We start from the raw sequence: 25,142 nt of genomic DNA, 5'->3' as shown, positions 1-25,142 counted from the left end.
GCCGCCGTCCGTCCCGGACGGCGGCCACGGCCCTTGTCGTTCGACTAGGCTTTCCCGCGGCACGTTTCCGCTCCTGCACGCCCGTCCGGGAAGGAAAAGGACCCCCATGAGCCGCTACGCCCAGGTCGCCTTCACCGAGAACGTCCGACGCGTACAGCGGGAGAGGGGGAGCGCGGCGGCGATGGAGCGGCTGCTCGGCGGGGACGGGCGGCGGCCGGACCGGATCGGGGAGGACGAGGCGGAGTTCGTCCGGGCGCGGGACGGGTTCTACCTGGGCACGGTGGGCGACGCCGGGTGGCCGTACATCCAGCACCGGGGCGGGCCCCCCGGGTTCGTGCACGTCGTGGACGCGGGGACGCTGGCCTTCGCGGACGTGCGCGGCAACCGGCAGTACATCACCTCCGGCAACATCCGGGGGAACGACCGGGTGGCGCTCTTCTTCATGGACTACGCGCAGCAGGCGCGGCTGAAGGTGCTCGGCCACGCGGAGACCAGGGACGCCGACGACTTCACGGGGCTGCCGGACGGGGCCGCCGAGAAGATCACGGGGCTCGCCACCGACGGCCACCGGGAACAGCTGGTGATCGTCCGGGTGGTGGGGCTGGCCTGGAACTGCGCCAAGCACATCACTCCGCGGTTCACCCAGGCGGAACTCACCGACGTGTGGGGGCAGGCCGCCGACCGGATCGCCGAACTGGAGTCGGAGAACCGGCGCTTGCGAGCCGCACTCCGGGCACGCGGGTGAGGGCCCGCGGGGCGGACCGGTCACGGGACCGACGCCCCCGCGGGCCCGGACGGACCCGCGGGGCTCGCCGCGGGACGCCTGGCGAGGCCGCCTAGTCCGCCGTCGCCGCGGCGAGGCGTTCCACCGCCAGGGTGGTGAGCAGGCGGGCGCCGTCGCCGAGGACCTCGTTGCCGAAGACCGCGTCGGAGGCGTGGTTGAAGCTCGCCTTCGCGGGGTCGCGGTCCGGTGGGCACGCACCGAGGAAGAGCATGGCCCCCGGCACCTGGTCGAGGACGAAGGAGAAGTCCTCGGACGGACTGAGCGGGGTCGGCGACCAGACGAGCCGCCCCGGCCCCAGCGTCCGTTCGACCGCCCGCGCGGCGAAGTCCGCCTCGGCCGGGTCGACGACGGTGACGGGGTAGTCCATGGCGTGGTCCACCTCCACCGTCACGCCGTGGGCCGCCGCCACCCCCTCCAGGACCCGGGTCACACCTGGCACGACCTGCGCCTTGGCGCCCGGCCCGAAGGTCCTGACGCCGATGCTCAGCTCCGCCTCGTCCGGGACGATGTTGGCCGACGTGCCGGCGTGGATGCTGCCGACGGACAGCAGCACCGGGTCGAACGGGTCGAACCCCCGGCTCGCGTAGGTCTGCAGGGCCAGGACCATCTCGCACGCGGCCGCGATCGGATCCCTCAGCAGCTGCGGCTGGGCGTCGTGGCCGCCCCGGCCCCGTACGGTCACCCGCAGCGCGTCGCCGCCGGCCAGCAGCGGCCCCTTGCGGGTGAGCGCCACCCCGCCCGGCAGCAGCGCGGACGCCACGTGCAGGGCGTACGCGGCGACCGGGCGGCGACCGGGGCCGGCCGCTTCGAGGACCCCTTCCTCGATCATCAGCCGGGCCCCGTGGTGCCCCTCCTCCCCCGGCTGGAACATCAGGACGACGTCGCCGGCCAGCTCGTCCCGCCGCTCGGCGAGCTGCCCCGCCGCCCCCACCAGCATCGCCGTGTGCAGGTCGTGCCCGCAGGCGTGCATCCGGCCCTCGTGCACGGAGGCGTAGGGCACACCGCTGGTCTCCGTCAGCGGCAGCGCGTCCATGTCGGCGCGCAGCAGCACGACCGGCGGGGTGCGGTCCGGCGCGGCCCCGCGGCCGCGCAGCACGGCCGTGACGGACGACAGGGCGGTGCCCGTCGTGATCTCCAGCGGCAGCCCGTCCAGGGCCGCGAGGATTCTGTCCCGGGTCCGCGGCAGGTGGAGGCCGACTTCCGGCTCCCGGTGGAGGTCCTCACGCAGGCGGACGAGGTCCACCGGACCCGACGACGGGGTCTGCGGGCCCGTCACTTGGTCGCCGTGACGATGCCGTGCGGGGTGACGGCGTCGGTGCAGCGGGTGCGCAGCACCGAGTCGAACCCGACCTCCTTCAGGGACTCCTCGTACTTCTCCCAGGAGTAGAGCATGCCGCCCTCGCCGGCCACCGCCGCGAAGAAGGGGCTGGCGAGGGCGGCCATCAGGGGGCCGCCGTAGCCGTCCTCGGACATGGAGTTGAGGATCATCACCCGGCCGCCGACCGGCAGCACCGCGTGCGCGCGGCCCAGCAGGACGCGGATGCGGTCCTGCGGCCAGATCTGGAGCTGGTGCACGAACATGACGGTGTCGTGCCCCTCGGGATAGGCGTCCTCGAAGATGTCGCCCTCGACGACCTTGACGCGGTCACTGAGTCCCGCCTCCTCGACCCGCTTGCGGGCCAGGTCGACGACCTTGGGTATCTCCAGGACGGTGACCTCGACCTCGGGGTGCGCCGCGGCGACCGCGATGGCCATCGTGGCGTCGCCGCCGCCGACGTCGAGGATGCGCCGGGAGGCGCTGAAGTCGCCGTAGTCGATCAGGTGCCGGGAGGCGACGGCCGACCAGGTCCCCATGAAGTGGTAGAAGATCCGCAGGAGTTCGGGGTCCTGGCTGAGCCGGTGGTAGACCGTGGCTCCGTCTCCCGGGTAGCGGCGCAGGCCGACGTTGGTGTTGTCCCGCAGCGACTCGGTGAAGTCGACGAGACCGGGGTAGGTCACGTACGCCTCGAATCCGACGACCGCCTTGACCAGCTCCCAGTGGCCGCCGGCGAACAGGTCGGAGACGGACCGTGCGTTGACGAAGCCCTCCGGGGTGTGCTCGACGAGCTTCAGCGAGCTGGCACCGAGCACCAGGATGTCCAGGGCGCGCTCCTGGAGGCCGAGCTCGTCGAGGAGCTGCCGCCGGCTCGCTCCGGGGCTGCGTTCCAGCAGGTCGAAGAGGCCGAGCTCGACCCCGGCGCGCATGAACTGGAAGGCGTTGTGCCCGAGCAGCACCGTGGTCAGGGCGTCGGGGATGACGCTCGTGGGCGGGGTGGCCGGCTTCTGTGCCTCGGTCATGGGGTGTCTCCCTGGTGTGAGGGGGTGTCGAACGGTTCGTCGAGGTCGGGCGAGAGCGCGCAGCGTGTGGCGGGGAGCGCCGGCGTGCGGTCCGGGACGGCAGGGGCGACGACGGCGACCGCTCCGGCCACCGCGGGCGGGAGGCCGGCCAGGTCGGTCAGGTCGTACGGTTCGCGGCGGCCCGGGACCCGGATCCGGTACGGGCCGCCGCCGGCGCAGGGGGCGACCGGCAGAGCCGAGAGGTCCAGGCCGGCCATGGCGGGCAGACCGTCGCCGGACGCCTTGACCAGCGCCTCCTTCCGGACCCAGGTGCCGAGGACGGCGTGCGCGGGGACGGGGGAACCGCGGATCCGCGCCACCTCGCCTGGCGTCACGAAGCGCCGCAGGGTCCGGATCCCCGGCCCCGGCACTCCCCCGTCCCGCAGCCGTTCGACGTCGATGCCCACCGGGCGGTCCGCGGCCGCGGCCGCCACCACCCCGTCCGCGTAGGAGAGGCTGATCCGCACGGCCGGCATCCCGGCGACGCGGGGGCGGCCGTGCGGACCGCCGCAGTGCGGGCAACGCTGCTCCAGTACGACGTCGCGGGGCGTGCCCCCGGTCCGGTGGGCGGCGCAGAGCCGCACCAGGAAGCGGGCGGCGACGAAGTCCGCCCGGGCGGTACGGGTGCGGGCGGCCGCGAGGCGGAGCGACTCCGCGGGGGTGAGGATCGACGGGTCGGCGCCGGGCAGGGCCAGCACGTCCCGGGTGTCCGCGACCGCGACGGTCACCGCGGACCCCACCGCCACCGGGCCCACCGCCGCGGGGCGCCCGGACGCGCGGAGCCCGTCGCGCGCCCCGTCCCGGTCGGCGTCCTCTCCCTCCCGCGCCACCGTGCGGCGCCCCGCTCTCACTTCTTGCGCTGGCTGAAGACGACGCCGCCCAGCGAGAGCGCGCCACCGACGACAGCCAGCCACGGCGGGGTCTCGGAGAGGATCAGCCAGGAGAGCGTGACGGCGATGGGCGGCGAGAGGTAGGTCAGCGCGCCCATCTTGCCCGCGGTGGAGCGGGCCAGCGCGTACCCCCAGGTGGTGAAGGCCACCGAGGTCGGGAAGACGCCGAGGTAGATCGCCCAGGCGATCGACTCGCCGCTCGCGTCCGCGAGGTTGCCGATGAGCTGCGGAAGGAACGGCAGGCACAGCACGGCGCCCACCACGCAGGCGAGCCAGGTGACGACGAGCGCCGAACTGTTGGCGAGCAGCGGCTTCTCCGTGACGACGCCGCCCGCGTAGGCCACGGCCGCGAGGAGGGCGAGCAGGCTTCCGGTCCCGGCGTCCAGACCGTCGCTGGAGGTGGCCAGGCCGATCAGCAGCACACCGGCCAGCGCCACCGCGCCGCCGATGACCAGCGAGCGGGGGAAGCCCTCCTTCAGGAGCAGCCCGGCCAGCACTGCGATGAGCACCGGACCCAGACTGATGATCATGGATGTGGTGCCGGCGTCGATACGCTGCTCGGCGGCGTTGAGGGCGACGTTGTAGACGCCGAACCACAGCAGTCCGCAGAGGATCAGGCGCGGCGCGTCGGAGCGGGGCGGCATCGGCACCCGGCGGATCAGGACCACCGCGCCCAGGAGCACGGACCCGATGAAGAGTCGGGCGAGGGTGAGGGCGCCCGGGTCGATGTCGTCGCCGGCCGCCCGGATGCCGATGAACGCGGAGGCCCACAGGACGACCGTGACCAGTCCCGCCGCCACCGCCAGCGGGGGTGTGCCCGCGGCGGGCGCGGGGGTCTGCGGCGGCGGGGTGGTCCCCTGATCGGGGCGCGCGGAGGTCACAGTCGTTCACTTCCTTCTCGTTCGGATGCGGGGACCGCCTGCGGGTCCAGCGCCGCGGTCAGCCGCCTCGCCACCTCGGCGACGTGCGGCGGGCGCAGCAGGGTGAAGTGGTTGCCGGGGAGCACCACCTCCTCCCGGATGCCGCCGCGGGTCGACCCCGCCCAGGAGGCGCGCCGGCCGCCCAGCCGGTCGCGGGCCCACCACACGGTCAGCGGTGCGTCGACCACCGACGGCCGGTGGTCCAGGACCAGGCGCTCGTGGGTCTCGGCCAGTTCGGCCTGGTGCAGCAGCTCGTCGGTGGAGGGCACCGGGCGGCCGCCCTCCTCGGCCAGGGCGACCAGCAACTTCAGCCGCTCCTGCAGGGGCAGTCCGCGCAGCCGCCCCCGGAGACCGGCGGCCTCCTCCCCGGTCGTCGCGAGGTCCGGGACGACGTCGGCGAGTGCCACGGCCGGGGCGAGCAGCGGGTCGGGGTCGCCCGCGGCGGGGACGGCCGAGTCGAGCAGCACGACCAGGGCGACCTCCTCGCCCGCCGCCTCCAGCACGGCCGCCACCTCGACGGCCAGCGCCCCGCCCATCGACCAACCGGCCAGGTGGTAGGGCCCGTTGGGGCGGCGGTCACGGATCAGCTCGGCGTACTGGGCGGCCATCGCCGCGAAGCTCTCCGCCTCCGGCTCGCCGGACAGGGCCCGGGACCGCACGCCGAGCACCTCCCGCCCCTCGGGGAGCAGCCCGACGAGTTCCCGGTAGGCCATGACGTCACCGCCCGCCGGATGGAGGAGGAACAGCGGCGCGGGCGCGACCGGGGCGCGCAGGGCGACGACCTGGGCGCGGGCGGAACCCGCCGAGAGCAGCGCGGCGAACCGGGCGACCGTGGGCGCCTCGAAGAGGGACGTCAGCGGCAGCCGCACCCCGAAACGGCGGCGCACCGCCGCCACCAGGCGGGCCGCGAGCAGCGAGTGGCCGCCCAGTGCGAAGAAGTCCTCGTCGAGGCCGATCGCCTCGGGCGGTCGGCCGAGCAGCTCGCCCCACAGCGCCGCGACGGTGCGCTGGAGCGGGGTGCGCGCCGTCGCGGCGGCCCCGGCCGGGGCGGCGGACCGGTCGGGCTCGGGCAGGGCCGCACGGTCGAGCTTGCCGTTGGCGGTGACGGGCAGCGCGTCCAGCGGCAGGTAGGTCGCCGGCACCATGTGCGCCGGCAGCGAGCGGGACAGGAAGTCCTGCAGCACCTCCCTCCCGGGCACCGCGTCGGACCCGGTGGACGGCACCACGTAGGCCACGAGGCGGTCGTCGAGGACGCGGACGGCGGCGGCGCGCACGGCCGGGTGGGAGGCCAACCGCGCCTCCACCTCGCCCAGCTCGATCCGGAACCCGCGCAGCTTGACCTGCCCGTCGGCCCGACCGACGAACTCCAGCGCCCCGTCGGCCCTTCTGCGCACGAGGTCACCGGTGCGGTAGAGCCGTCCGCCCGGACGACGCGGGTCGGGGACGAACCGCTCGGCGGTGAGGGCTTCCCGGTTGCGGTAGCCGGCCGCGAGCTGCACCCCCCCGATGTGCAGTTCGCCCACCATGCCCGGCGGCAACGGCGCGAGCCGGTCGTCCAGCACGTCGAGGGTCGTGTTGGCGACGGGGCGGCCGATGGGCACCGGCCCGTCGGCGTCACCGGGCGCGCACCGCCACGCCGCCACGTCGACCGACGCCTCCGTGGGCCCGTACAGGTTGTGCAGTTCGACCTCCGGATGCCGGTGGCGCCCGAAGAACGCGCGCACCAGGTCCGGGGGCAGCGCCTCACCGCTGGCGAAGACCCGGCGCAGCGTCGTCTCCCCGGCGCTCGCCGGGTCGTCGAGGTACACGCGCAGCATGGACGGCACGAAGTGCACGGTCGTCACCGCCTCCCGCCGGATCACCTCGGCCAGGTACGCCGGGTCGCGGTGCCCGTCGGGTCGGGCCACGACGAGCCGGGCGCCGGTCATCAGCGGCCAGAAGAACTCCCACACCGAGACGTCGAAGGTGAACGGGGTCTTCTGCAGCACCGTGTCGGCGGCGGTCAGACCGTAGGCCTCCTGCATCCACAGCAGCCGGTTGCAGATGCCCCAGTGGGTGACCTCGACGCACTTGGGGACGCCGGTGGAACCCGAGGTGTAGATCAGGTACGCCGGCCGGTCGGGGTCGGCGGCGACCGGAGGCGGCGGCCCGGCCGGGTCCGGGTGGGCCCGCTCCGCCGCAGCGGGATCGTCCGGCCGCAGGACGGGGATCGCGTCGGGCAGCCCGCCCGGCGGCAGCGGCGCCTCGGTGATCACGAGGGCCGCTCCCGCGTCGGACAGCATGAACGCCGTCCGCTCCGCGGGCGTGGCCGGGTCCACGGGCAGGTAGGCGCCACCCGCCTTGAGGACCGCGAGCAGCGCGACGACCAGGTGCGCGGACCGCTCCAGACGCACGGCCACCGCGGTGCCCGGCTCGAACGGCCCCCGGCCCGACGCCTCCACAGCGGCGCGGACCGCCCGCGCCAGCCGGCCGGCCCGCGCGTCCAGCTCGGCGTAGGTGAGGGTGGTGCCCTCGAAGACCACCGCCGGGGCGTCGGGGGTGCGGTGCACCTGCCGCTCCACCCACACGTGCAGGGGGGTGCCGAGGTCGTAGGGGCGTGCGGTGTCGTTGTCCGCGTCCAGCAGGGCCAGTTCCTCGTCCGACAGCATCACCGGGGCGGACACCGGCGCCTCGGGGTCAGCGGTCAGGGCGTCGAGCAGGGCGAGGTAGTGCCCGGTGGCGCGGCGGCGTTCGGCCTCGCCGAAGCAGGCCGTGCCGAAGTCCAGGTCGAGCACGAAGCGGGGCGCGGCGCCGTCCCCCGCGGACAGCTCGCGGACCTGGAGGGCGAGCCGGTCCGGGGAGTGGCCGGTGTCGACGAGGTCGAACCGGGCCCGGGTCCCGAACCCCTCGAAGACCGCGTTCTGGTAGTTGAGGTAGACGTCGTACAGGCGGCTCCCGCCGCGGTGCCGGGGAACGTGGTCCTGGTGGCGCGCCGCGTCGAGGAAGGAGCGCTGCACCTCCCGGGCGAGCTGCCGGAACGTCGTCCCCCCGTCGACCCGCACCTGCAGCGGCAGCACCTTCATGAAGAGCCCGACGGTGTCGCGGAACTCCGGGGCCCGGCCGGCGAACGGCGTCCCGATCCGCAGGTGCTCACCGCCGCCGACGCGGTGCAGGTAGGCGAAGAGTGCCGCCCCGAACGCGCTCGCGGGCGAGGCGAGGCCCTCCGCCCGGGCGAACGCGGCGATACGGGCGCCGCGTTCGCCGTCGAGGGCGACGCTGACCCGGGCGGTGCGGGTGCGCCCGGCCACGTCCTCCTCCCGCCCGTGGAAGGCGAGCCGCTCGACGGGCCGGGACGCCACCTCCTCCCAGTGGCGCTCGGCCCGCCCGCGGCGGGCACTGCCGCGGCCCGCCCGCTCCTTCTCGACATAGGCCTGGAACGGCGGCAGGGGCTCGGCCTCGTCGAGCCGCCCCGCCCGGTCGAGGTCGTAGAAGGCGGACAGCGTGCGCAGCATCAGGGCGACCGACCAGGCGTCGCAGACCAGGTGGTCGACGTTGAGGTACCAGGCCCAGACGTCCGGGCCCAGGCGCAGCAGGGCGGAGTCGAAGACCACCCGCGCGGGGTCGAGCCCGGCCGCGGAACGCCGTCGCGCCCAGGCCAGGGCGGAGGCCCGGGGGTCGTCCGCCGAGGACAGGTCCACCAGCTCCACCGGGGCGTCGACGCTCTCGCCCACCCGCCGCACCGGGACGCCGTCGACCTCGTGGAAGGTGGAGCGCAGCGCGTCGCTGCGGTCCACCAGCTTCTGGAAGGCGCGCTGGAAGCGCGCGTGGTCCAACGGACCGTCCAGGGTGAGGAGCGCGGTGACGTTCTCGTAGTAGAGCCGCACGTCACCGGCGGTCCTCGTCCCGAAGTACAGGGCGAGCTGGCTGTCGGTGAGGTTGGTGTCCGGGGCCGTGACGACCGCCGCGGGCGCGGACACCACCGGTTGGACGGCCCGCTTCGCCGCGGAGGGCTGCGCCGGGACGGCGGCCGGGACGGCCGCAGCCGGCGCGGCGAGCGCCTGCGGTGACCGGACCGCCCGGCGGACCACCCGCTGGAACTCCTCGGCCCACGCCGCGGCCCGCGCCGCGTCGAAGAGATCGGTGCGGTACTCCAGGCACCCGAGCAGGGCCCCGTCCTCCTCGCGCAGATGCAAGCTGAGTTCGAGGGGCGAGACCCCCAGGTGGAAGGCGTCAGGGGGGACCGGGGCGAAGACGACCCCGCCCGCCCGCAGACCGCCGGAGACGGGCGGCTGGAGGGAGAACGCCGTCTGCCGCAGCACCGGCCTGCCCGGGGCCCGGGGCGGATTGACCCCCCGGACGATGTCCCCGAAGGGGATGTCGTGGGCAAGCGCCCCGCTCAGGACCTCGCCCGCCTGCCGGGCCGCCGCGGCGAAGGTCACGTCCGGCCCCAGCCTCACCCTCAGCGGCAGGGTGTTGACGTGGAAGCCGATGATCCGCTCCTCACCCGCTCCCCGGCGCTCGTCCACCGGCGCCCCGACCACCACGTCCCGCCCGCCGGTCACCCGGTGCAGGGTCACCGCGTACGCGGCGAGCAGGAAGGCGTAGACCGTCGCGCGGTCCCGGGCGGCCGCCGTACGCACCTCCTCGTGGAGCGCGGCGGGGACACGGAAACCGTGCCGGGCACCCCGAACCGTCTCCCGGGCGGGCCGCGCCCCGTCCACCGGCAGATCGAGGGCCGGCGGACCGTCGGCGAGCGCGCCGCGCCAGTACGCCACCGCGCGGGCGTGCTCCGCCGCGTCCGCCGGCCGCTGTGCGGGTGGCGACGGCAGAGGCGGCAGCGAGGCGGCCCGGCCCCCGGTGCGCGCCTCGTACAGCGCGGCCAGCTCCTCGGCGAAGACGGTCATCGACCAGCCGTCGCAGACAAGGTGGTGGGCCACGACCGTCAGCACATGACGGTCGTCGCCCACGCGGTACAGGGTGAACCGGACCAGCGGCGGCCGCTCCAGGTCGAAGGGCCGGACGCCGTTCTCCCGGTGCAGCCGACGAGCCGCCGACTCCCGCTCCTGCAACGGCAGTCCACCGAGATCCACGAACGACGGCTCCACGGCCGCCGGCCCCACGACGTGCGGCACCGGCACCCCCTCCCGCTCGCGAAAACCCGTCCGCAGCGACGGATGCCGCGCGGCGACCTCCGACAACGCCTCCCATAGCGCCCCCTGGTCCAGCCGCCCGGTCAGCCGGAACGCGGCCGACAGGTGATGGGCCGGACTCGCCGGGTCGAGCCGCTGCAGCAGCCACAGCCGCCGCTGCGCCTCCGACGCGGCCCCCGCACCCGCCGCCCCGCCCCCGTCCCGCGACGGCTCCGCCCCCGGACCCCGTCGCAGCCGCGCAAGGAGCCGGGCCCGCTCCGACTCGGGCAGCGCGGCCAGCCGGCCGAGCAGATCACTCACGACGCGGCCTCCGCGACCAGCGCCAGGATGTCGTCGACGTCCTTGTGCGTCTCCAGCAGCGCCGCGATCCACCGCTCCAGACCGAAGGCGACACAGCCCGTGAACGCCGGCCCGCCCCCCGCCAGCGAGATACCGCAGCGCTCCCCGAAGAAGTTGCGGTGGAAGTTCAGGGAGCCCACCGCGAGATCGGAGCCGTGCACGAACTCCTCCTTCACCGGGAAGAGCTGCGCCAGCAGCGCGCGCCCGCCGTCCTTCTCGAAGAACGGGTCCGAGGCCGCCTCGACCGCCAGCTCCAGACCGAGCCGGGCCGCGAACCCCACCACCCTCGTACGGAACGCGGCAAGATGCTCCAGCACCGCGTCACGGGGGCCCAGGCAGACGATCTCCCGCATGGTGAAGCCACGCAGCCGCCGCAGCCCGTCGTAGTGGTCCTCGTTGCGGAAGCACCTGGCGACCGTCGTCACGAACCGGGGACCGGCCAGGCTGCTCGACCGGTGGTGAAGGTAGACGTTGTAGCAGGCCGCGGAGGCCAGCCCGTACTCGCTCGGCCCCAGACGCTCCGCCGCGACACCCGCACCGTCCACCAGCCCGACGGCCCCCGCACCCGCCCCGTCCGGCAGACGCAACGGCGCCGTCATCAGAGCCAGTTGCGGAAAGTTGTCGAAGTAGTCGATGGACGCCAGGTCCGCGGCTCCGATCACCGCCGGGAACTGCATCGGGGCGGCGCCCGACTCACCCGCCCACCGCAGGAACCGCCCGTCCAGCAACTCCGTCAGACGGACCAGCTCCGGCCCCAGGGTCACCAGCCCGCCGCGCGCGGTGTAGAGCTCACTCATGGCCCACCCCACCCGTCACGCCGCCCAGCACCGTGTCCCGGATGCCCCGCAGGGTGCGGAAACCGACCACGTTCTCCGCCGTCAGTTCCAGCTCCCGGCCCGCCACGTCCTCGAGCAGGAAGATCAACTGAGGGAAGTCGAGGGAGTCGACGAGCCGGCCGTCGATGAGATCCTCGTCCCAACCGATCCCCGCCACCTCCGGATTGCGCGCCAGCAACCAGGCCCGCACCCGCTCCACCGCATCGTCCGCCATCAGACCCCGCCCCCCTCGAACGGAGAACCGCTGATGATCCGCTGACCGGTCAGGAAACGGGTGATGCGCTTGAAGAACACCTCGTGGTACCCGGCCCGCACCGGATCCCCCAACAACTCCTCCCGGAAGGCCAACGGCTCCGGCAACCCCGCGTCGCGGTAGACCGACGGGTTGTACAACGACTGCACACTCGCCGTGATGTAGCGCCGCAGGTACACATCGAGGCGGTCCAGCAACTCCCGGTCCCCCCGCTCCCGCAGCGGCTCGTACAGCAGACCGACGAGCTTGCGGCCCATGACGATATGGCGCCACTCGTCGTCGTGGTGGACCTGGTTGACCTCCCGGATCAGAGGATGCAGGGTCGCGTCCCGGCCCATCCGCAAATTGAAGTGGTCCACCAGCTCCTCGAAGATCAGGATCCGGGCGAAGACCAGGAAGTGGGCGACGGCGGTGTCCTCCTCCGCCGCCGGGACAGGAAGCGACCTGTCCGGATAGATCTTGCCGCCGTACCGCAGACAGAACTGGGCGAAGAACCACATGTGCCCGTTCTCCTCACCGAGGAACCGGTGGAAGAACTCCGACGGCAACTCGAACCCAGGAGTGTGGATCCTCCGCGTCACCTCCACGAGCAGCTCACGGATACCGTGGATGTTGAGGCTGAAGAAGTTGACGCTCTCCCACCTGCTCAGCCGCATCAACTGCTTCTCGTCCAGCTCCCGCTCGAACCGGGTACCGGCCACCGTGAGCAGGTCGGGCGTCATCCACCACTGCTGCTCGGCGAGTTCGTCGACCCAGTCGAAGCGCGTGTACGGGCTGTAGTGGTGATCAGTCGCGTCGGCGACCAGATGATCGAGCGTCTCCACCACATCGGACGTGTCCATGGTCTCCCCTGCGGTTCGGCATCGATGCGTACGAGAGGTGCGGGACAAGCGGTCGAAAGACGGGCGGGGGAATCGGCGGGCGGCCCGGCCCCCCGCGGACGGACCCGACCCGCCCGCCGGTCCGGCACGGAGAACCGCGCGCGATCAGCCCTCGTCACCCCGGGCCAGGAGATCGGCGGTCCGCCCCTCGTCGACGGCGAGCGGTCTGCTCTCCAGCAGCGCCGCCAACGAAGCCACGCTCGACGCCTGGAACAGGTCGCCCACCGTCACCCGCACCGGCAGCTCCGCCGAGATCCGCCCCGCAAGCCTGGCCAGCAGCAGCGACTGCGCCCCCGAGGCGAAGAAGTCCTCATGGACCCCGACCTCCGGCCGGCCGAGCAAATCGGCCCACAACCCGGCGATCAAGGACTCCAGAGCGGTCCGCGGAGGCGTGCGGTCCAACCCGCCCGGCGCCGCCCCGGCACCGGGCCGCAGACCACCGATCCGAGGCAACTCCCCCGCCAGATACGCCTCCCGCGTGGCACGCCGCTGGATCTTCCCGCTCGACGTCTTCGGGACCGTACGCGGCGGCAGCAGCACCAACTCGTGCAACTCCGCCTCGCACTCCTCCCACACCGCACGCCGGCACCGCAGGGCGACAGCCTCCAGGTCCGCGCCCTCCGCGGTCTCCACCACCAGGACGAGCCGCTCCTCACCGTCCACCGGCACCGTGAACGCCGCCCCGCACCCGGGACGCACCGCCGAATGCCCCAACTCCGCGGCGGTCTCCACATCATGCGGATACACATTGCGGCCACGCAGGACCAACAGATCCTTCAGACGCCCGGTGACCGCGAGCGCACCACTCTCGTCCAACGCACCCAGATCACCGGTCCGCAGATAAGGCCCGCGGCCGTCCGGCAGCACGGCACCGAACAGGGCCGCGTTCTCCGTCGGCCGGCCCCAGTAACCGCCCGCGACGCTGGGACCCGACACCCAGATCTCCCCGACCCGGCCAGCGGCAGCAGGCGCAAGCGTCGCGGTGTCCACGACGACGACGGACTGGCCACCCCGCGCCGTCCCGCACGCAATCCGCTCCACGCCCTCCACCGGGAACCGCCGCACCACCTCCCCCACCGGATCGGCCGTCACCAGCAAAGTGGCCTCCGCCAGCCCGTAGCTCGGACGGCACGCCGCAGGATCGAACCCCGCCGCGGCGAACCGCTCCGCGAACCGCTCGACCGTCCGCACCCGCACCGGCTCGGCACCGTTCACCGCCGCCCGCCAGGACGACAGATCCAGCGAGGCCAACTGCCCGTCGTCGACCCTGCGCACACATAACTCGTATCCGAAATTCGGCGCAGGACTGATGGTCCCCCGATGATCGGAAATCGCCTGCAGCCACCTGTGGGGATTCCTCAGGAAATCCAGCGGAGCCATCAGAACCGCCGGGAAACCCCCGTGAAGAGGAGCAAGAACAGCACCGATCAAACCCATGTCGTGGTACGGCGGGAGCCAACTCACCATGACATCCCGAGGCGCCCCGGCAAAAGCCCGGTAAATACTCTCCGCGTTGTGCACGAGATTCGCATGGGTGAGCACCACTCCGCGCGGCAGCCGGGTGGAACCCGACGTGTACTGGAGGAAGGCGACCTGACCCGGCTCCGGCCCGGCCGAGTCCGGCGGAACGTACGGGGCCGACCCGCCGGAGACCTCCCCCGACGGCGCGTCCGTCGCGATCCACGCCAACGGCGCACGCAGCGCCGACCTGCCCAGCGGCAGCAGGTCCTTCGTCGTCAGGGCGATGCTCGCGTCCGCATCGGCGACGACGGCGTCCAGCCGGCCGAGGCCGCGGGCGTCCTGGGGCGGATAGGCGGGCACAGCGACGACACCGGCGAGCAGGCACCCGTAGAACGCGACGACGTAGTCCCGCCCCGGCGGGAAGAGGAGCATCGCCCGCTCACCCGGCCGGTGCCGCGCGCCGAGGACGTCGGCCACACCCGCCGCGGCCCGCAGCAGCTCCCCGTACCCCATGCGCAGCTCGTCGCCGCCGTCACCGAGAAACACGTACGCGGTGTCGTCCGGCTGCTTTTCCGCCCGATACCGCAGCGCGTGGACGAGCGTGGGGAATTCCCGATCCGAAACCGTTGACAATGCTTCTGCACCAGACATGCTCACCGCTCCTCAAGGACGCGATAAGGCCCGAATTTCAGCCCCCGGCTGGTCGCACGAGGCGCAACGCTAAAACACCCCTGACCCGGCGTCAACGGCGCGATCAACCCATCGGCCGGCGACCGTCCCGATCCTGCCACCGCTCCCATTCCCCCGAAGGTTTCCGGATCGTTGCCGCCACGTTCCGCCGTACACGGCCGCGGGGTCCCCGACGATTCCGCCCCGCCGGCCGCGCAATCGACGCCGACCGCACACCCCCGCCGTTCCCGCAGGCCGCACGTCCGCCGACGGACCGGCGCGGGCATCCGGTCGGCCGGCCCGCCCCGGCGCACCCGTCGACGCCCCGACCCCAGGAAGGGCGGAAGCGCGGATCCGGGAGGGCCGCCGCAGCGGCGGAAAGGACCGGACCAAGCCGCAGAGTTGTCCGAAACATGACAGACGCGGAAGCGGGAAGCCCCACACACGACCACGGCCCCGAAAACGACCCCACCGCCACGCCGCCGTAACGACCCGCAGAGCCGTGCGGAGCGGAGACCACACCCCACCCCGCCCCACACGACCGGCGACCCCGGACCCGCGCACTCACAGCCCCCCGGGACCAGCACGCACTACCGACCCTGCGCGGCCTTCTTCTCCTCCGCGTCCTGAATGACCGCCTCCGCCACCTGCTGCATCGACAGCCGGCGATCCATCGACGTCTTCTGGATCCACCGGAACGCAGCCGGCTCCGTCAACCCGTACTGCGTCTGCAGCACCGACTTCGCACGGTCCACCAGCTTCCGCGTCTCCAAGCGCTGGGTCAGGTCCGCGACCTCGTCCTCAAGGGTGCGCAGCTGCTGGAAACGGGACACCGCCATCTCGATCGCCGGCACCACGTCGCTCTTGCTGAACGGCTTCACCAGATACGCCATCGCACCCGCGTCCCGGGCACGCTCCACCAAGTCGCGCTGCGAGAACGCGGTCAGCATCAGCACCGGCGCGATCGACTCCGCCGCGATGATCTCCGCGGCGGAGATCCCGTCCAGCACCGGCATCTTCACGTCCAGGATCACCAGATCCGGCGTGTGCTCCCGCGCCAGGTCCACGGCCTCCTGGCCGTTCCCCGCCTCCCCCACGACGGAGTACCCCTCCTCCTCCAGCATCTCCTTGAGATCCAGCCGGATCAGCGCCTCGTCCTCCGCGATCACGACACGCGTCGTGAGCGGGGGGACGTGCGACTTGTCGTCGTCGACGGCATCGGGCTGGGGCGACTCGGGGGTCGTCACGGGGGGCTCCTCGGGGCGGGGCGATTCAGCTCATGCAGAGCCTACCTAGCTGCGGCTGCGACCGGGGACCCGGTAGACTTCGCCGCAGCGATCAGCCATCCAGCCCGGTTGGCGGAACGGCATACGCTGATGTCTCAAACACATCTGTTCGAAAGAACATGTGGGTTCGAATCCCACACCGGGCACAAAAGCGGAGGTTCACGTTCTCGTGAACCTCCGCTTTTTCGATTTCCTGCGCCGTATTCGGCCCGCAATGTGAATACGTGAACTTCCACGGCACGCAAGTACGCCAGCAAGCCCTCTCGCTTCTGCGAGGCGGGGCGAAGAACGCCGATGTCGCCCGACGGTTCGACATACCGGTGGGCACGATCAGCTACTGGAAGCACATGGATCGCGCGAAGCGCGGCGAATGCCCCGGAAGAATCCACGCAGCCTGCCCGAGGTGCGACGGAGACCTCGACGAGGCGGCGTACGCCTATCTCTTGGGCCTCTACCTGGGCGACGGGCACATCATCCAGTACAGCGGCCATCGCTCACCCAGCCTCTCGATCACCTGCTGCGACACCTGGCCAGGACTCATGGACGAGTGCGAACAGGCGATGCGTGCCGTATTCCCAGCCAATTCCCCTTGTCGTGTCAGGCGCAAGGGCTGCCACGACGTGAAGATGTACTCCAAGCACCTGTGGTGCCTCTTCCCGCAGCACGGTCCCGGAAAGAAGCACACTCGGAAGATCGCGTTCGAGCCCTGGCAGCAAGCCATCGTCGATACGCACCCCTGGGCGTTTATCCGCGGCCTCATCCACTCCGACGGCTGCCGCATCGTCAACTGGACCGAGAAGATGGTCGGCGGGGCGCGCAAGCGCTATGAGTACCCCCGTTACTTCTTCACCAACAAGTCCGACGACATCCGCAAGCTGTGCGGCGACACCCTCACCAAGGTCGGCGTCGAGTGGACGACCCTGGCCCGCGGCAGCGATCCCTTCAACATCTCCGTCGCCTGCCGCGCCTCCGTCGCGTTGATGGATCTACACGTCGGGCCGAAGTACTGACACCCGCCCGACGTACTCCCGCGCGGTGGCCAGGTTCGCCGCCGGGGCGGACAGCGAGTCGAGGGTGAGGCGCGGGTCGGTCCAGGGGTCCCAGGCGCGGGTCGAGACCTCGGACCAGGTGGGCTCGGGGAGGCCGACGAGGCCGCGGTCGCGGGACTCCAGGCGGCCGCGGTGGACGGCGGGGTCGCCGCAGACGACCTCGACGAAGGCGAGCGGGACGGCGTGGCGCGCGGCGAGGGCGCGCCACTGTTCCCGCGCCGGCTCGACCGCGTTGACCGCGTCGACGATCACGCTCTGCCCGAGCGCGAGGATCCCGTCCGCGACCGCTTCCGCGGCGAGGTACGCCGCGAGGCCGGTGGGCTGCCCGGCGGAGATCCCCGCCCGCCGCATCGCCGCTTCGACGGGGTCGACGGAGACGACCGGGGTCCCGAGGGACCGGGCCAGCCCCTCCGCGACCGTGCTCTTGCCGGCCCCCGGCAGCCCCGCCATGGCGATGAGCACACGGGTCACGCCGAGGCGTCGTCGCCGACGCGGTGGATACGCACGAGGTTGGTGGTGCCGGCGACGCCGGGGGGCGATCCGGCGGTGATGACGATGACGTCGCCGGGCCGGCAGCGTCCGATCCGCAGGAGTTCCTCGTCGACCTGCGCGACCATCGCGTCGGTGGAGTCGACGTGCGGTCCGAGGAACGTCTCGACGCCCCACGTGAGGTTGAGCTGCGAGCGCGTCGCCGGATCGGGCGTGAAGGCGAGCAGCGGGATGGGCGACCGGTAGCGGGACAGCCGCTTCACCGTGTCTCCGCTCTGGGTGAACGCGACGAGGAACTTCGCGCCGAGGAAGTCGCCCATCTCGGCGGCGGCGCGGGCGACGGCTCCTCCCTGGGTGCGGGGTTTGTTGCGTTCGGTGAGCGGCGGGAGGCCCTTGGCGAGGATGTCCTCCTCGGCGGCTTCGACGATGCGGCTCATGGTGCGGACGGTTTCGATGGGGTAGGACCCGACGCTGGTCTCGCCGGAGAGCATGACGGCGTCGGTGCCGTCGATGATCGCGTTGGCGACGTCGGAGGCCTCGGCGCGGGTGGGTCGGGAGTTGTCGATCATCGAGTCGAGCATCTGGGTGGCGACGATGACGGGTTTGGCGTTGCGTTTGGCGAGTTTGACGGCGCGCTTCTGGACGATCGGGACCTGTTCGAGGGGCATTTCGACGCCGAGGTCGCCGCGGGCGACCATGATGCCGTCGAAGGCGGCGACGATGTCCTCGATGTTCTCGACGGCCTGCGGTTTCTCGATCTTGGCGATGACGGGGACGCGGCGGCCTTCTTCGTCCATGACGCGGTGGACGTCCTCGATGTCGCGGCCGTTGCGGACGAAGGAGAGGGCGATGACGTCGGCGCCGGTGCGCAGGGCCCAGCGGAGGTCGTCGATGTCCTTCTCGGAGAGGGCGGGGACGGAGACGGCGACGCCGGGGAGGTTGAGTCCCTTGTGGTCGCTGATCATGCCGCCTTCGATGACGGTGGTGCGGACGCGGGGTCCGTCGACGGCGGTGACTTCGAGGGTGACGCGGCCGTCGTCGACGAGGATGCGTTCGCCGGTGGTGACGTCGGTGGCGAGTCCGGTGTAGGTGGTGCCGCAGGTGTTGCGGTCGCCTTCGACGGGTTCGACGGTGATGGTGAAGTCGTCGCCTCGTTCAAGGAGTACGGGGCCTTCGCGGAAGCGGCCGAGGCGGATCTTCGGGCCTTGAAGGTCGGCGAGGATTCCGACGCTGCGGCCGGTCTCCTCGGAGGCCTTGCGTACGCGTCGGTAGCGCTCGTCGTGTTCGGCGTAGGTGCCGTGGCTGAGGTTGAGGCGGGCGATGTCCATTCCGGCTTCGACGAGGGTCTTGATCTGCTCGTACGAGTCGGTGGCGGGGCCCAGGGTGCAGACGATTTTGGCTCGGCGCATGGTTCGAGACTATGGGCTACCGGCGGGTAGGGAATTGGCTCTGCACGACGGTCCAACGGCCTTTGCATGAAGGGTTGTTGACAAGTGTTTAACTGTGCGGCCACCCGCTCCGATGAGCACGCGGCGATGACCTGATGCGGTCATTCGGTGTCATTCGGCGACAGGTCGGCCGGGGTCATGGTGAAGCGCGCCGTCACCCTCGCGTGGACGGTCTGGCGCCGGGGTTCGAGGTCGACGGGGGTGGGTTCGTCGGCGGCTTCGGGGCGGGCCGCGGCGCGGGCGAACACGGCGTGGTCGTGGTGCTCGACCGCGTACTGCTCGGTGCCTTCGTCGGCGAGGTCGAGCAGTGCGGTCAGTCGGCCGCCGAGCGCCTCGGCGTACTCGTGGGCGCGTCGGACGGCGTCGCGTACGGCGTTCTGCCGGGCGGTGCGGTGGACGGGCGAGTCGGGTGCGAGCGACCACCAGGGGCCGTCGACGCGGGTGAGGTCGAGGTCGGCGAGCCGGGTGACGAGTTCGCCGAGGACGGTGAAGTCGCCGGTCTCGACGGTGAGGGAGGCCCGGCCGTGGTGGGCGCGGACCTTTTCGCCGCGCCGGTGGGGGTTGAGTTCGGCGCGGACGGTCAGGGGGCCGCTCTCCGTCCGCTGGACGGCGTCGCCGTAGCCGCGGACGAGTGCGAGGACCTGGTCGTTGCGGCGGGTGAGGTCGTCGAGGGTGGTGCGGCGGTCGGTGCCGCGGGCGGTGACGGCGACGGTGAGGCGGGCGAGTTCGGGGGCGACGTCGAGCCGGGCCTCGCCGCGGACGGTGAGGCGGGGGCCGGTGGAGGGGGACTCCGCGGGGGCGGTCTCGGCGGAGGCGGGTGCGGTGTGATCCATGCGGCCACTTTGGCAGTTCGCACGAGATCCGCGCAGTCATCTGATCGCAACCTGCGAGACCTGTTGCCCGGGGCTACTTCCGGGTCAGAATCTACGCGCGTTACCCCGGTCCCGCCGAACGAGAGTTGCCGCAGATGCCGTTGAACCGCCGGAAGTTCCTGGGTCAGTCCGCCGCGACGGGGGCCGGTGTCGCGCTCACGGGCGCCGTCGTGGCCCCCGCGACCGCCGAGGCCCACGGCCGGAAGCCGCAGCCGAAGCGGTACGCGTTCACCGTCATGGGCACCACGGACCTGCACGGCAACGTCTTCAACTGGGACTACTTCACGGACAGGGAGTTCGACGACAAGGCCAGGAACGACGTCGGCCTGGCGAAGATCTCCACCCTGGTCGACCAGGTCCGCGCGGAGAAGGGCCGGCGCAACACGCTGCTGATCGACGCGGGCGACACGATCCAGGGCACCCAGCTGTCGTACTACTACGCCAAGGTCGACCCGATCACCGCGAAGCGCGGGCCGGTGCACCCGATGGCGCAGGCGATGAACGCGATCGGCTACGACGCCGCCGCGCTCGGCAACCACGAGTTCAACTACGGCATCGAGGTGCTGCGGAAGTTCGAGGACCAGTGCGACTTCCCGCTGCTCGGCGCGAACGCGCTGGACGCGAGGACGCTGCGGCCGGCGTTCGCCCCGTACAGCATGCACCGGCTGCGGACCCCGCACGGGCGGGACGTGAAGGTGGCGGTGCTGGGGCTGACGAACCCGGGGATCGCGATCTGGGACAAGGCGAACGTGCAGGGGAAGATGGTCTTCCCCGGGCTGGAGGAGCAGGCGGCGAAGTGGGTGCCGAAGCTGCGCTCCATGGGCGCGGACGTGGTCATCGTCTCCGCGCACTCCGGCTCGTCGGGCACCTCCTCGTGGGGTGACCAGCTGCCGTACGTGGAGAACGCGGCGGCGCTGGTGGCGGAGCAGGTGCCGGGCATCGACGCGATCCTGGTGGGCCACGCGCACGCCGAGATCCCGCAGTACTTCGTGGCGAACAAGGCGACCGGCAAGCAGGTCGTCCTGTCCGAGCCGCTGAAGTGGGGCCAACGGCTGACGCTGTTCGACTTCGAGCTGGTGTGGTCGAAGGGCCGCTGGACGGTGGAGAGCACCTCCGCGCGGGTCCTGAACTCGAACACGGTCGACGAGGACGCCGGGATCACCCGCCTGCTCTCCGACGAGCACGCGAAGGTCGTCGCGTACGTGAACCAGGTGATCGGCACGTCGAGGACGGCGATGACGACCGCCGACGCCCCGTGGCGGGACGAGCCGATCATCGACCTGATCAACCACGTCCAGGCGGAGACCGTGGGCGCCGCGCTCGCCGGCGGCCAGTACGGCGACCTGCCGGTCCTCTCCCAGGCCTCGTGCTTCTCCCGCACGGCGGCGATCCCGGCCGGCCAGGTCACCATCAAGGACGCGGCGGGCCTGTACCCGTTCGAGAACACCCTGGAGGCGCGCCTGATCACCGGGGCGCAGCTGAAGGACTACCTGGAGTTCTCCGCCCGCTACTACGTCCAGACCCCTGCCGGCGTTCCGGTGGACACCGCGAAGCTGACCAACGCCGGGGGGACGCCCGACTACAACTACGACGCGGTCTCCGGTGTCACCTACGACATCGACATCGCGAAGCCCGTCGGCTCCCGCATCGTGGGCCTGTCCTTCGCCGGCGCCCCGATCGACCCGGCGGCGAGGTTCGTCCTCGCGGTGAACAACTACCGCGCCAACGGCGGCGGCGCGTTCCCCCACGTCGCGACGGCCCAGCAGCTGTGGGCGAACTCCGACGAGATCCGCAACACGATCATCCAGTGGGTCCAGGCCAAGGGCACGGTCGACCCGACCGAGTTCGCCGTCGCGGGCTGGAAGCTGACGCGGGACGGGGTGCCGGTGTTCTAGCGGCCGGATCCGCGGCCGGGGCATGATCTCCGCTTCACGAAGGCCTTCAGGGGGAGGATGCGTGAGGGTGGAGATCAACTCCGAGGCTGCGGTGGCGGGTTCGCCCGTGGCGCGGCGCTCGCGACGGCCGCGGCGTACGGGCTGGCCTGCCTGGTCCATCTGGTGACGGCGGCCTTGGCGGTCGGCGGTGCGCAGGCGCAGTCGTCGGGGCGACTGGGCGCTCTGGCTCCCCGGGCTGGTGTGGCGGGGTGCCCTGCGGCTGCTGGTGCGGCTGACGCGGCCGGCCGCGCGCCGCGCGGGGGTGCGGGCGGACGCGGTGGCCGCGCGGGTCGCGTCGACGACGGCGGCCGTGTCGGCGCTGCGCTGCCGGCGCTGGGCGCGGCCGGTCGCCGTCGAGATGCACCGGCTGGTCGTGGCGCGGCGTACGTTCGGCCGGGCGGGGGCGGTACGGACCGGCGACGTGGACCTGTGGACGGATCTCGCCGCGTACACCTCCACGCTGGTCGCCGCCGAACCGGTCGGGGACGGTCCGGTCGGGGACGCCCCGGTCGGATGGGACGGCGCCGGCGCGCCCGGCCTCCCGTCCCTCGCGGATCGGATCGCCCGGTTGTCACGGCAGGCGGAGCAGCCGGGCACGGTGGTCTTCGACTCCGCCCGGGTCGACGCCGTCGACGCGGAGCTGGCCGAGGCAGGGGAAGTGCTGGCGCGCGCGGCGATCCAGTCGGCCGCCGGCGCCTGGCGCTCAGCGCTGTTCGATGAGGGGGACCAGGCTCGTGACCGGGGGGGTGCCGGCGCGGGTCCGGGCCTTCGTCGTGTCGAGGCCGAAGGTGGTGAAGGCGGTGCGGCTCGGCAGGGGGTAGGGGTTGCGGCCGGTGAGGTGGTTGAGGATGGTCGCGCTGCGCCAGGCGGCGAGTCCGAGGTCGGGTGCGCCGACGCCGTGGGTGTGGCGTTCGGCGTTCTGGACGTAGACGCTGCCGGCGACGGACTCGTCGAGGACGAGCCGGTGGTGGGCGTCGATGCGGGGGCGGGTGCGGGAGTCGCGGCGGATGTAGGGGTCGAGGCCGGCGAGGAGCCGGTCGAGGGGGCGTTCGCGGTAGCCGGTGGCGAGGACGACGGCGTCGGTGGTGAGCCGGGTGCGGGTCTGCTGCCGGGTGTGTTCGAGGTGGAGTTCGACCTTGGTGGCGGCGACGCGTCCTGCGGTGCGGACGCTGACGCCGGGGGTGAGGACGACGTCGGGCCAGGCGCCGCCGTGGGTGCGGCGGTAGAGCTCGTCGTGGATGGCGGCCATGGTGTCGGCGTCGATGCCCTTGTGCAGCTGCCACTGTCCGGGCAGGAGTTCGTTGCGGGCGGACTCGGGCAGGGCGTGGAAGTAGCGGGTGTAGTCGGGGGTGAAGTGCTCCAGGCCGAGCTTGGAGTACTCCATGGGTGCGAAGGCCTCGGTGCGGGCCAGCCAGTGGATCCTCTCGGCGCCGGCGGGGCGGGCGCGCAGCAGGTCGAGGAAGACCTCCGCGCCGGACTGCCCGGAGCCGATGACGGTGATGTGCTCGGCGTCGAGGATGCGGGCCCGGTGGTCGAGGTAGTCGGCGGAGTGGATGACGGGGACGGTCGGGGTCTCGACGAGCGGTTTGAGCGGTTCGGGCACGTAGGGCGCGGTGCCGACGCCGAGGACGAGGTTGCGGGCGTAGGTGCGGCCGAGCGCCTCGGCCTCGCCGTCGCGGTCGATCTGGGTGAAGTCGACCTCGAAGAGGCGGCGTTCGGGGTTCCAGCGGACGGCGTCGGCCTGGTGGCCGAAGTGCAGTCCGGGGAGGTTCTCGGCCACCCAGCGGCAGTAGGCGTCGTAGTCGGTGCGGGTGATGTGGAAGCGCTCGGCGAAGTAGAAGGGGAAGAGCCGGTCCTGGGCGCGGAGGTGGTTGAGGAAGGACCAGGGGCTGGCGGGGTCGGCGAGGGTGACCAGGTCGGCGAGGAAGGGGACCTGGAGGGTGGTGCCGTCGATGAGGAGGCCGGGGTGCCAGTGGAAGGCGGGGCGCTGGTCGTAGAAGGCGGTGTCGAGGTCGGTGAGGGGGTGGGCGAGGGCGGCGAGGGAGAGGTTGAAGGGGCCGATGCCGATGCCCACCAGGTCGCGCGGCTGCTCGGCGGGGGCGGGGGCGGGGCGGTCGGTCATCGCGGGGTGGTTCCTTCCACGAGTGCGAGGAGTGCGGCGAGGTCGCCGGGGGTGGTGCGGGGGTTGAGGAGGGTCGCCTTGAGCCAGCGGCGGCCGTCGGCCCGGGCGCGGCCGAGGACGGCGCGGCCTTGGTGGAGGAGGGTGCGGCGGACGGCGGCGAGGTCGTCGTCGGTGAGGGGGGCGCCGTCGGGGTCGAGGGGGCGGAAGAGGACGGTGGAGAGGGTGGGCCGCCGGTGGAGCGCGAAGCGGGGGTGTGCCTCGACGAGGTCGGCGAGGACGGACGCCGACGCGCACACGGTGTCGACGAGTTCGCCGAGTTGGTGCCGGCCGAGGGTCTTCAGGGTGACGGCGGCCTTGAGGGCGTCGGGGCGGCGGCTGGTGCGCAGGGAGCGGCCGAGGAGGTCGGGGAGGCCGGCTTCGGTGTCGTCGTCGGCGTTGAGGTAGTCGGCCTGCTGGTGCAGGGCGGTGAGGTCGGCGGGGTCGCGGACGGCGAGGAGTCCGGCGGCGACGGGTTGCCAGCCGAGTTTGTGCAGGTCGAGGGTGACGGTGTGGGCGCGGTCGAGTCCGTCGAGGAGGGCGCGCCGGGCGGGGGTGTTCGACAGCAGGAGTCCGCCGCCGTACGCGGCGTCGACGTGGAGGCGGGCGTGGTGGGCGGCGCAGATGTCGGCGATCGCGGGGAGGGGGTCGATGAGTCCGGCGTCGGTGGTGCCGGCGGTGGCGACGACGAGGGCGGGCTCGCCGTGCAGGGCGGTGAGCGCGTCGTGGAGGGCGGCGGGGTCGAGGGTGCCGGTGGGGGTGGGGACCGCGACGGGGGCGGGCAGGCCGAGGAGCCAGGCGGCGCGGGGCACGGAGTGGTGGGTGTTCGCGCCGTGGACGATGCGGGGGTGGCGGCGTTCGCGGGCGAGGAGGGCGGCGAGTTGGTTGGACTCGGTGCCGCCGGTGGTGACGAGGGCGTCGGCGGGCGCGTCGGGGTGGGTGGCGGGGTAGACCTCGGCGGCGAGGGTGCGGGTGAGGAGGTGCTCGACGACGGAGGCGGCGGGGGCCTGGTCCCAGGAGTCCATCGAGGGGTTCAGCGCGCTCGCGGCGAGGTCGGCGGCGGTGGCGACGGCGAGGGGCGGGCAGTGGAGGTGTGCGGCGCAGTGGGGGTGGGCGGGGTCGGCGGAGCCTTCGGCGAGCGCGCGGGTGATCGTGGCGAGCGCCTGGGGGTCGCCCTTGTCGGGCAGGAGGTCCCCGACGGCCGCGCGGACGGTGGCGGCGGTGTGCGCCGGGCCGCCGGCGGGGAGGGGGCCGGGGCGGGCGGCGGCCCCGGCCGCGAGTGCGGTCAGCACGGTCTCGAGCAGGGGTCGCAGGGCGTCGGCGCCGTGGGTGCCTCCGGCGAGGGCGGGCGGCGTGCGCATGCGGTGG

Annotated in this window: 18 protein-coding genes and 1 tRNA gene; 4 read left to right on the top strand and 15 right to left on the bottom strand. The window is 72.8% G+C overall.

The annotated features are described in order from the left end of the window. Nucleotides 1–106 precede the first annotated feature (106 nt). The gene (locus ACFWEG_RS10655; RefSeq protein WP_387211931.1) at nucleotides 107–745 is read left to right on the top strand and encodes a pyridoxamine 5'-phosphate oxidase family protein; all 639 of its coding nucleotides are present in this window, start codon (nucleotides 107–109) and stop codon (nucleotides 743–745) included. A gap of 91 nt (nucleotides 746–836) precedes the next feature. Here the strand turns inward: ACFWEG_RS10655 and ACFWEG_RS10650 are convergent, their stop codons facing one another. From ACFWEG_RS10650 to ACFWEG_RS10605, 10 genes are all read right to left on the bottom strand, one after another. Beyond that, the gene (locus ACFWEG_RS10650) at nucleotides 837–2,060 is read right to left on the bottom strand and encodes a M20 family metallopeptidase (protein ID WP_387211928.1); all 1,224 of its coding nucleotides are present in this window, start codon (nucleotides 2,058–2,060) and stop codon (nucleotides 837–839) included. Next, nucleotides 2,057–3,121, bottom strand: a complete 1,065-nt coding sequence (locus tag ACFWEG_RS10645; RefSeq protein ID WP_387211925.1) for a methyltransferase — start codon at nucleotides 3,119–3,121, stop codon at nucleotides 2,057–2,059. The genes ACFWEG_RS10650 and ACFWEG_RS10645 overlap by 4 nt, the downstream gene beginning before the upstream one ends. Further along, complete coding sequence (locus ACFWEG_RS10640) at nucleotides 3,118–3,990, bottom strand: 4'-phosphopantetheinyl transferase family protein (RefSeq protein WP_387211922.1); 873 nt, start codon at nucleotides 3,988–3,990, stop codon at nucleotides 3,118–3,120. The genes ACFWEG_RS10645 and ACFWEG_RS10640 overlap by 4 nt, the downstream gene beginning before the upstream one ends. 17 nt (nucleotides 3,991–4,007) lie before the next feature. Then, nucleotides 4,008–4,931: a DMT family transporter gene (locus ACFWEG_RS10635; RefSeq protein WP_387211919.1), complete on the bottom strand. Its 924-nt coding sequence runs from the start codon at nucleotides 4,929–4,931 to the stop codon at nucleotides 4,008–4,010. Further along, nucleotides 4,928–10,399 (bottom strand): amino acid adenylation domain-containing protein, encoded by a 5,472-nt coding sequence (locus tag ACFWEG_RS10630; RefSeq protein ID WP_387211916.1) that lies wholly within the window; start codon nucleotides 10,397–10,399, stop codon nucleotides 4,928–4,930. Before ACFWEG_RS10630 ends, ACFWEG_RS10635 begins: the two co-directional genes overlap by 4 nt. Further along, nucleotides 10,396–11,235, bottom strand: a complete 840-nt coding sequence (locus ACFWEG_RS10625; RefSeq protein ID WP_387211913.1) for a hypothetical protein — start codon at nucleotides 11,233–11,235, stop codon at nucleotides 10,396–10,398. The genes ACFWEG_RS10630 and ACFWEG_RS10625 overlap by 4 nt, the downstream gene beginning before the upstream one ends. Next, the gene (locus ACFWEG_RS10620; RefSeq protein WP_387211910.1) at nucleotides 11,228–11,488 is read right to left on the bottom strand and encodes an acyl carrier protein; all 261 of its coding nucleotides are present in this window, start codon (nucleotides 11,486–11,488) and stop codon (nucleotides 11,228–11,230) included. Before ACFWEG_RS10620 ends, ACFWEG_RS10625 begins: the two co-directional genes overlap by 8 nt. Continuing rightward, nucleotides 11,488–12,369, bottom strand: coding sequence for a diiron oxygenase (locus ACFWEG_RS10615; protein WP_387211907.1), 882 nt, complete (start codon nucleotides 12,367–12,369; stop codon nucleotides 11,488–11,490). The genes ACFWEG_RS10620 and ACFWEG_RS10615 overlap by 1 nt, the downstream gene beginning before the upstream one ends. Before the next feature lie 144 nt (nucleotides 12,370–12,513). Further along, nucleotides 12,514–14,520, bottom strand: coding sequence for an AMP-binding protein (locus tag ACFWEG_RS10610; protein ID WP_387211904.1), 2,007 nt, complete (start codon nucleotides 14,518–14,520; stop codon nucleotides 12,514–12,516). 608 nt (nucleotides 14,521–15,128) lie between these two features. Next, nucleotides 15,129–15,785, bottom strand: a complete 657-nt coding sequence (locus tag ACFWEG_RS10605) for an ANTAR domain-containing response regulator (protein ID WP_387211901.1) — start codon at nucleotides 15,783–15,785, stop codon at nucleotides 15,129–15,131. A 102-nt stretch (nucleotides 15,786–15,887) separates the two neighbouring features. Here ACFWEG_RS10605 and ACFWEG_RS10600 point away from each other — a divergent pair. Both ACFWEG_RS10600 and ACFWEG_RS10595 read left to right on the top strand, forming a co-directional pair. Beyond that, nucleotides 15,888–15,970, top strand: a tRNA-Leu gene (locus ACFWEG_RS10600). A 78-nt stretch (nucleotides 15,971–16,048) separates the two neighbouring features. Next, a complete protein-coding gene (locus ACFWEG_RS10595) occupies nucleotides 16,049–16,834 on the top strand; it encodes a helix-turn-helix domain-containing protein (protein ID WP_387211899.1) in 786 nt (261 codons plus the stop codon). Here the strand turns inward: ACFWEG_RS10595 and ACFWEG_RS10590 are convergent. From ACFWEG_RS10590 to ACFWEG_RS10580, 3 genes are all read right to left on the bottom strand, one after another. After that, nucleotides 16,811–17,344 (bottom strand): AAA family ATPase, encoded by a 534-nt coding sequence (locus tag ACFWEG_RS10590; protein WP_387211896.1) that lies wholly within the window; start codon nucleotides 17,342–17,344, stop codon nucleotides 16,811–16,813. The genes ACFWEG_RS10595 and ACFWEG_RS10590 overlap by 24 nt on opposite strands. Next, nucleotides 17,341–18,771: a pyruvate kinase gene (gene pyk / locus ACFWEG_RS10585; protein WP_387211893.1), complete on the bottom strand. Its 1,431-nt coding sequence runs from the start codon at nucleotides 18,769–18,771 to the stop codon at nucleotides 17,341–17,343. The genes ACFWEG_RS10590 and pyk overlap by 4 nt, the downstream gene beginning before the upstream one ends. 140 nt (nucleotides 18,772–18,911) lie before the next feature. Continuing rightward, nucleotides 18,912–19,643, bottom strand: coding sequence for an SIMPL domain-containing protein (locus tag ACFWEG_RS10580; protein ID WP_387211890.1), 732 nt, complete (start codon nucleotides 19,641–19,643; stop codon nucleotides 18,912–18,914). Between the two features lie 134 nt (nucleotides 19,644–19,777). Here ACFWEG_RS10580 and ACFWEG_RS10575 point away from each other — a divergent pair, with 134 nt between their 5' ends. After that, nucleotides 19,778–21,577, top strand: a complete 1,800-nt coding sequence (locus tag ACFWEG_RS10575) for a bifunctional metallophosphatase/5'-nucleotidase (protein ID WP_387211887.1) — start codon at nucleotides 19,778–19,780, stop codon at nucleotides 21,575–21,577. A 742-nt stretch (nucleotides 21,578–22,319) separates the two neighbouring features. On the opposite strand, the gene ACFWEG_RS10570 is transcribed toward ACFWEG_RS10575, so the two are convergent. Then, nucleotides 22,320–23,738 carry a lysine N(6)-hydroxylase/L-ornithine N(5)-oxygenase family protein gene (locus ACFWEG_RS10570; protein WP_387211884.1) on the bottom strand — a complete coding sequence of 473 codons (1,419 nt, stop codon included), beginning with the start codon at nucleotides 23,736–23,738 and terminating at the stop codon, nucleotides 22,320–22,322. Further along, the gene (locus ACFWEG_RS10565; RefSeq protein WP_387211881.1) at nucleotides 23,735–25,135 is read right to left on the bottom strand and encodes a pyridoxal phosphate-dependent decarboxylase family protein; all 1,401 of its coding nucleotides are present in this window, start codon (nucleotides 25,133–25,135) and stop codon (nucleotides 23,735–23,737) included. Before ACFWEG_RS10565 ends, ACFWEG_RS10570 begins: the two co-directional genes overlap by 4 nt. Between the last annotated feature and the right edge of the window lie 7 nt (nucleotides 25,136–25,142).

Source organism: Streptomyces sp. NPDC060194 (assembly GCF_042728285.1).
Taxonomy (GTDB): Bacteria; Actinomycetota; Actinomycetes; order Streptomycetales; family Streptomycetaceae; genus Streptomyces.
This window is presented reverse-complemented; position numbering and strand designations above follow the sequence as displayed.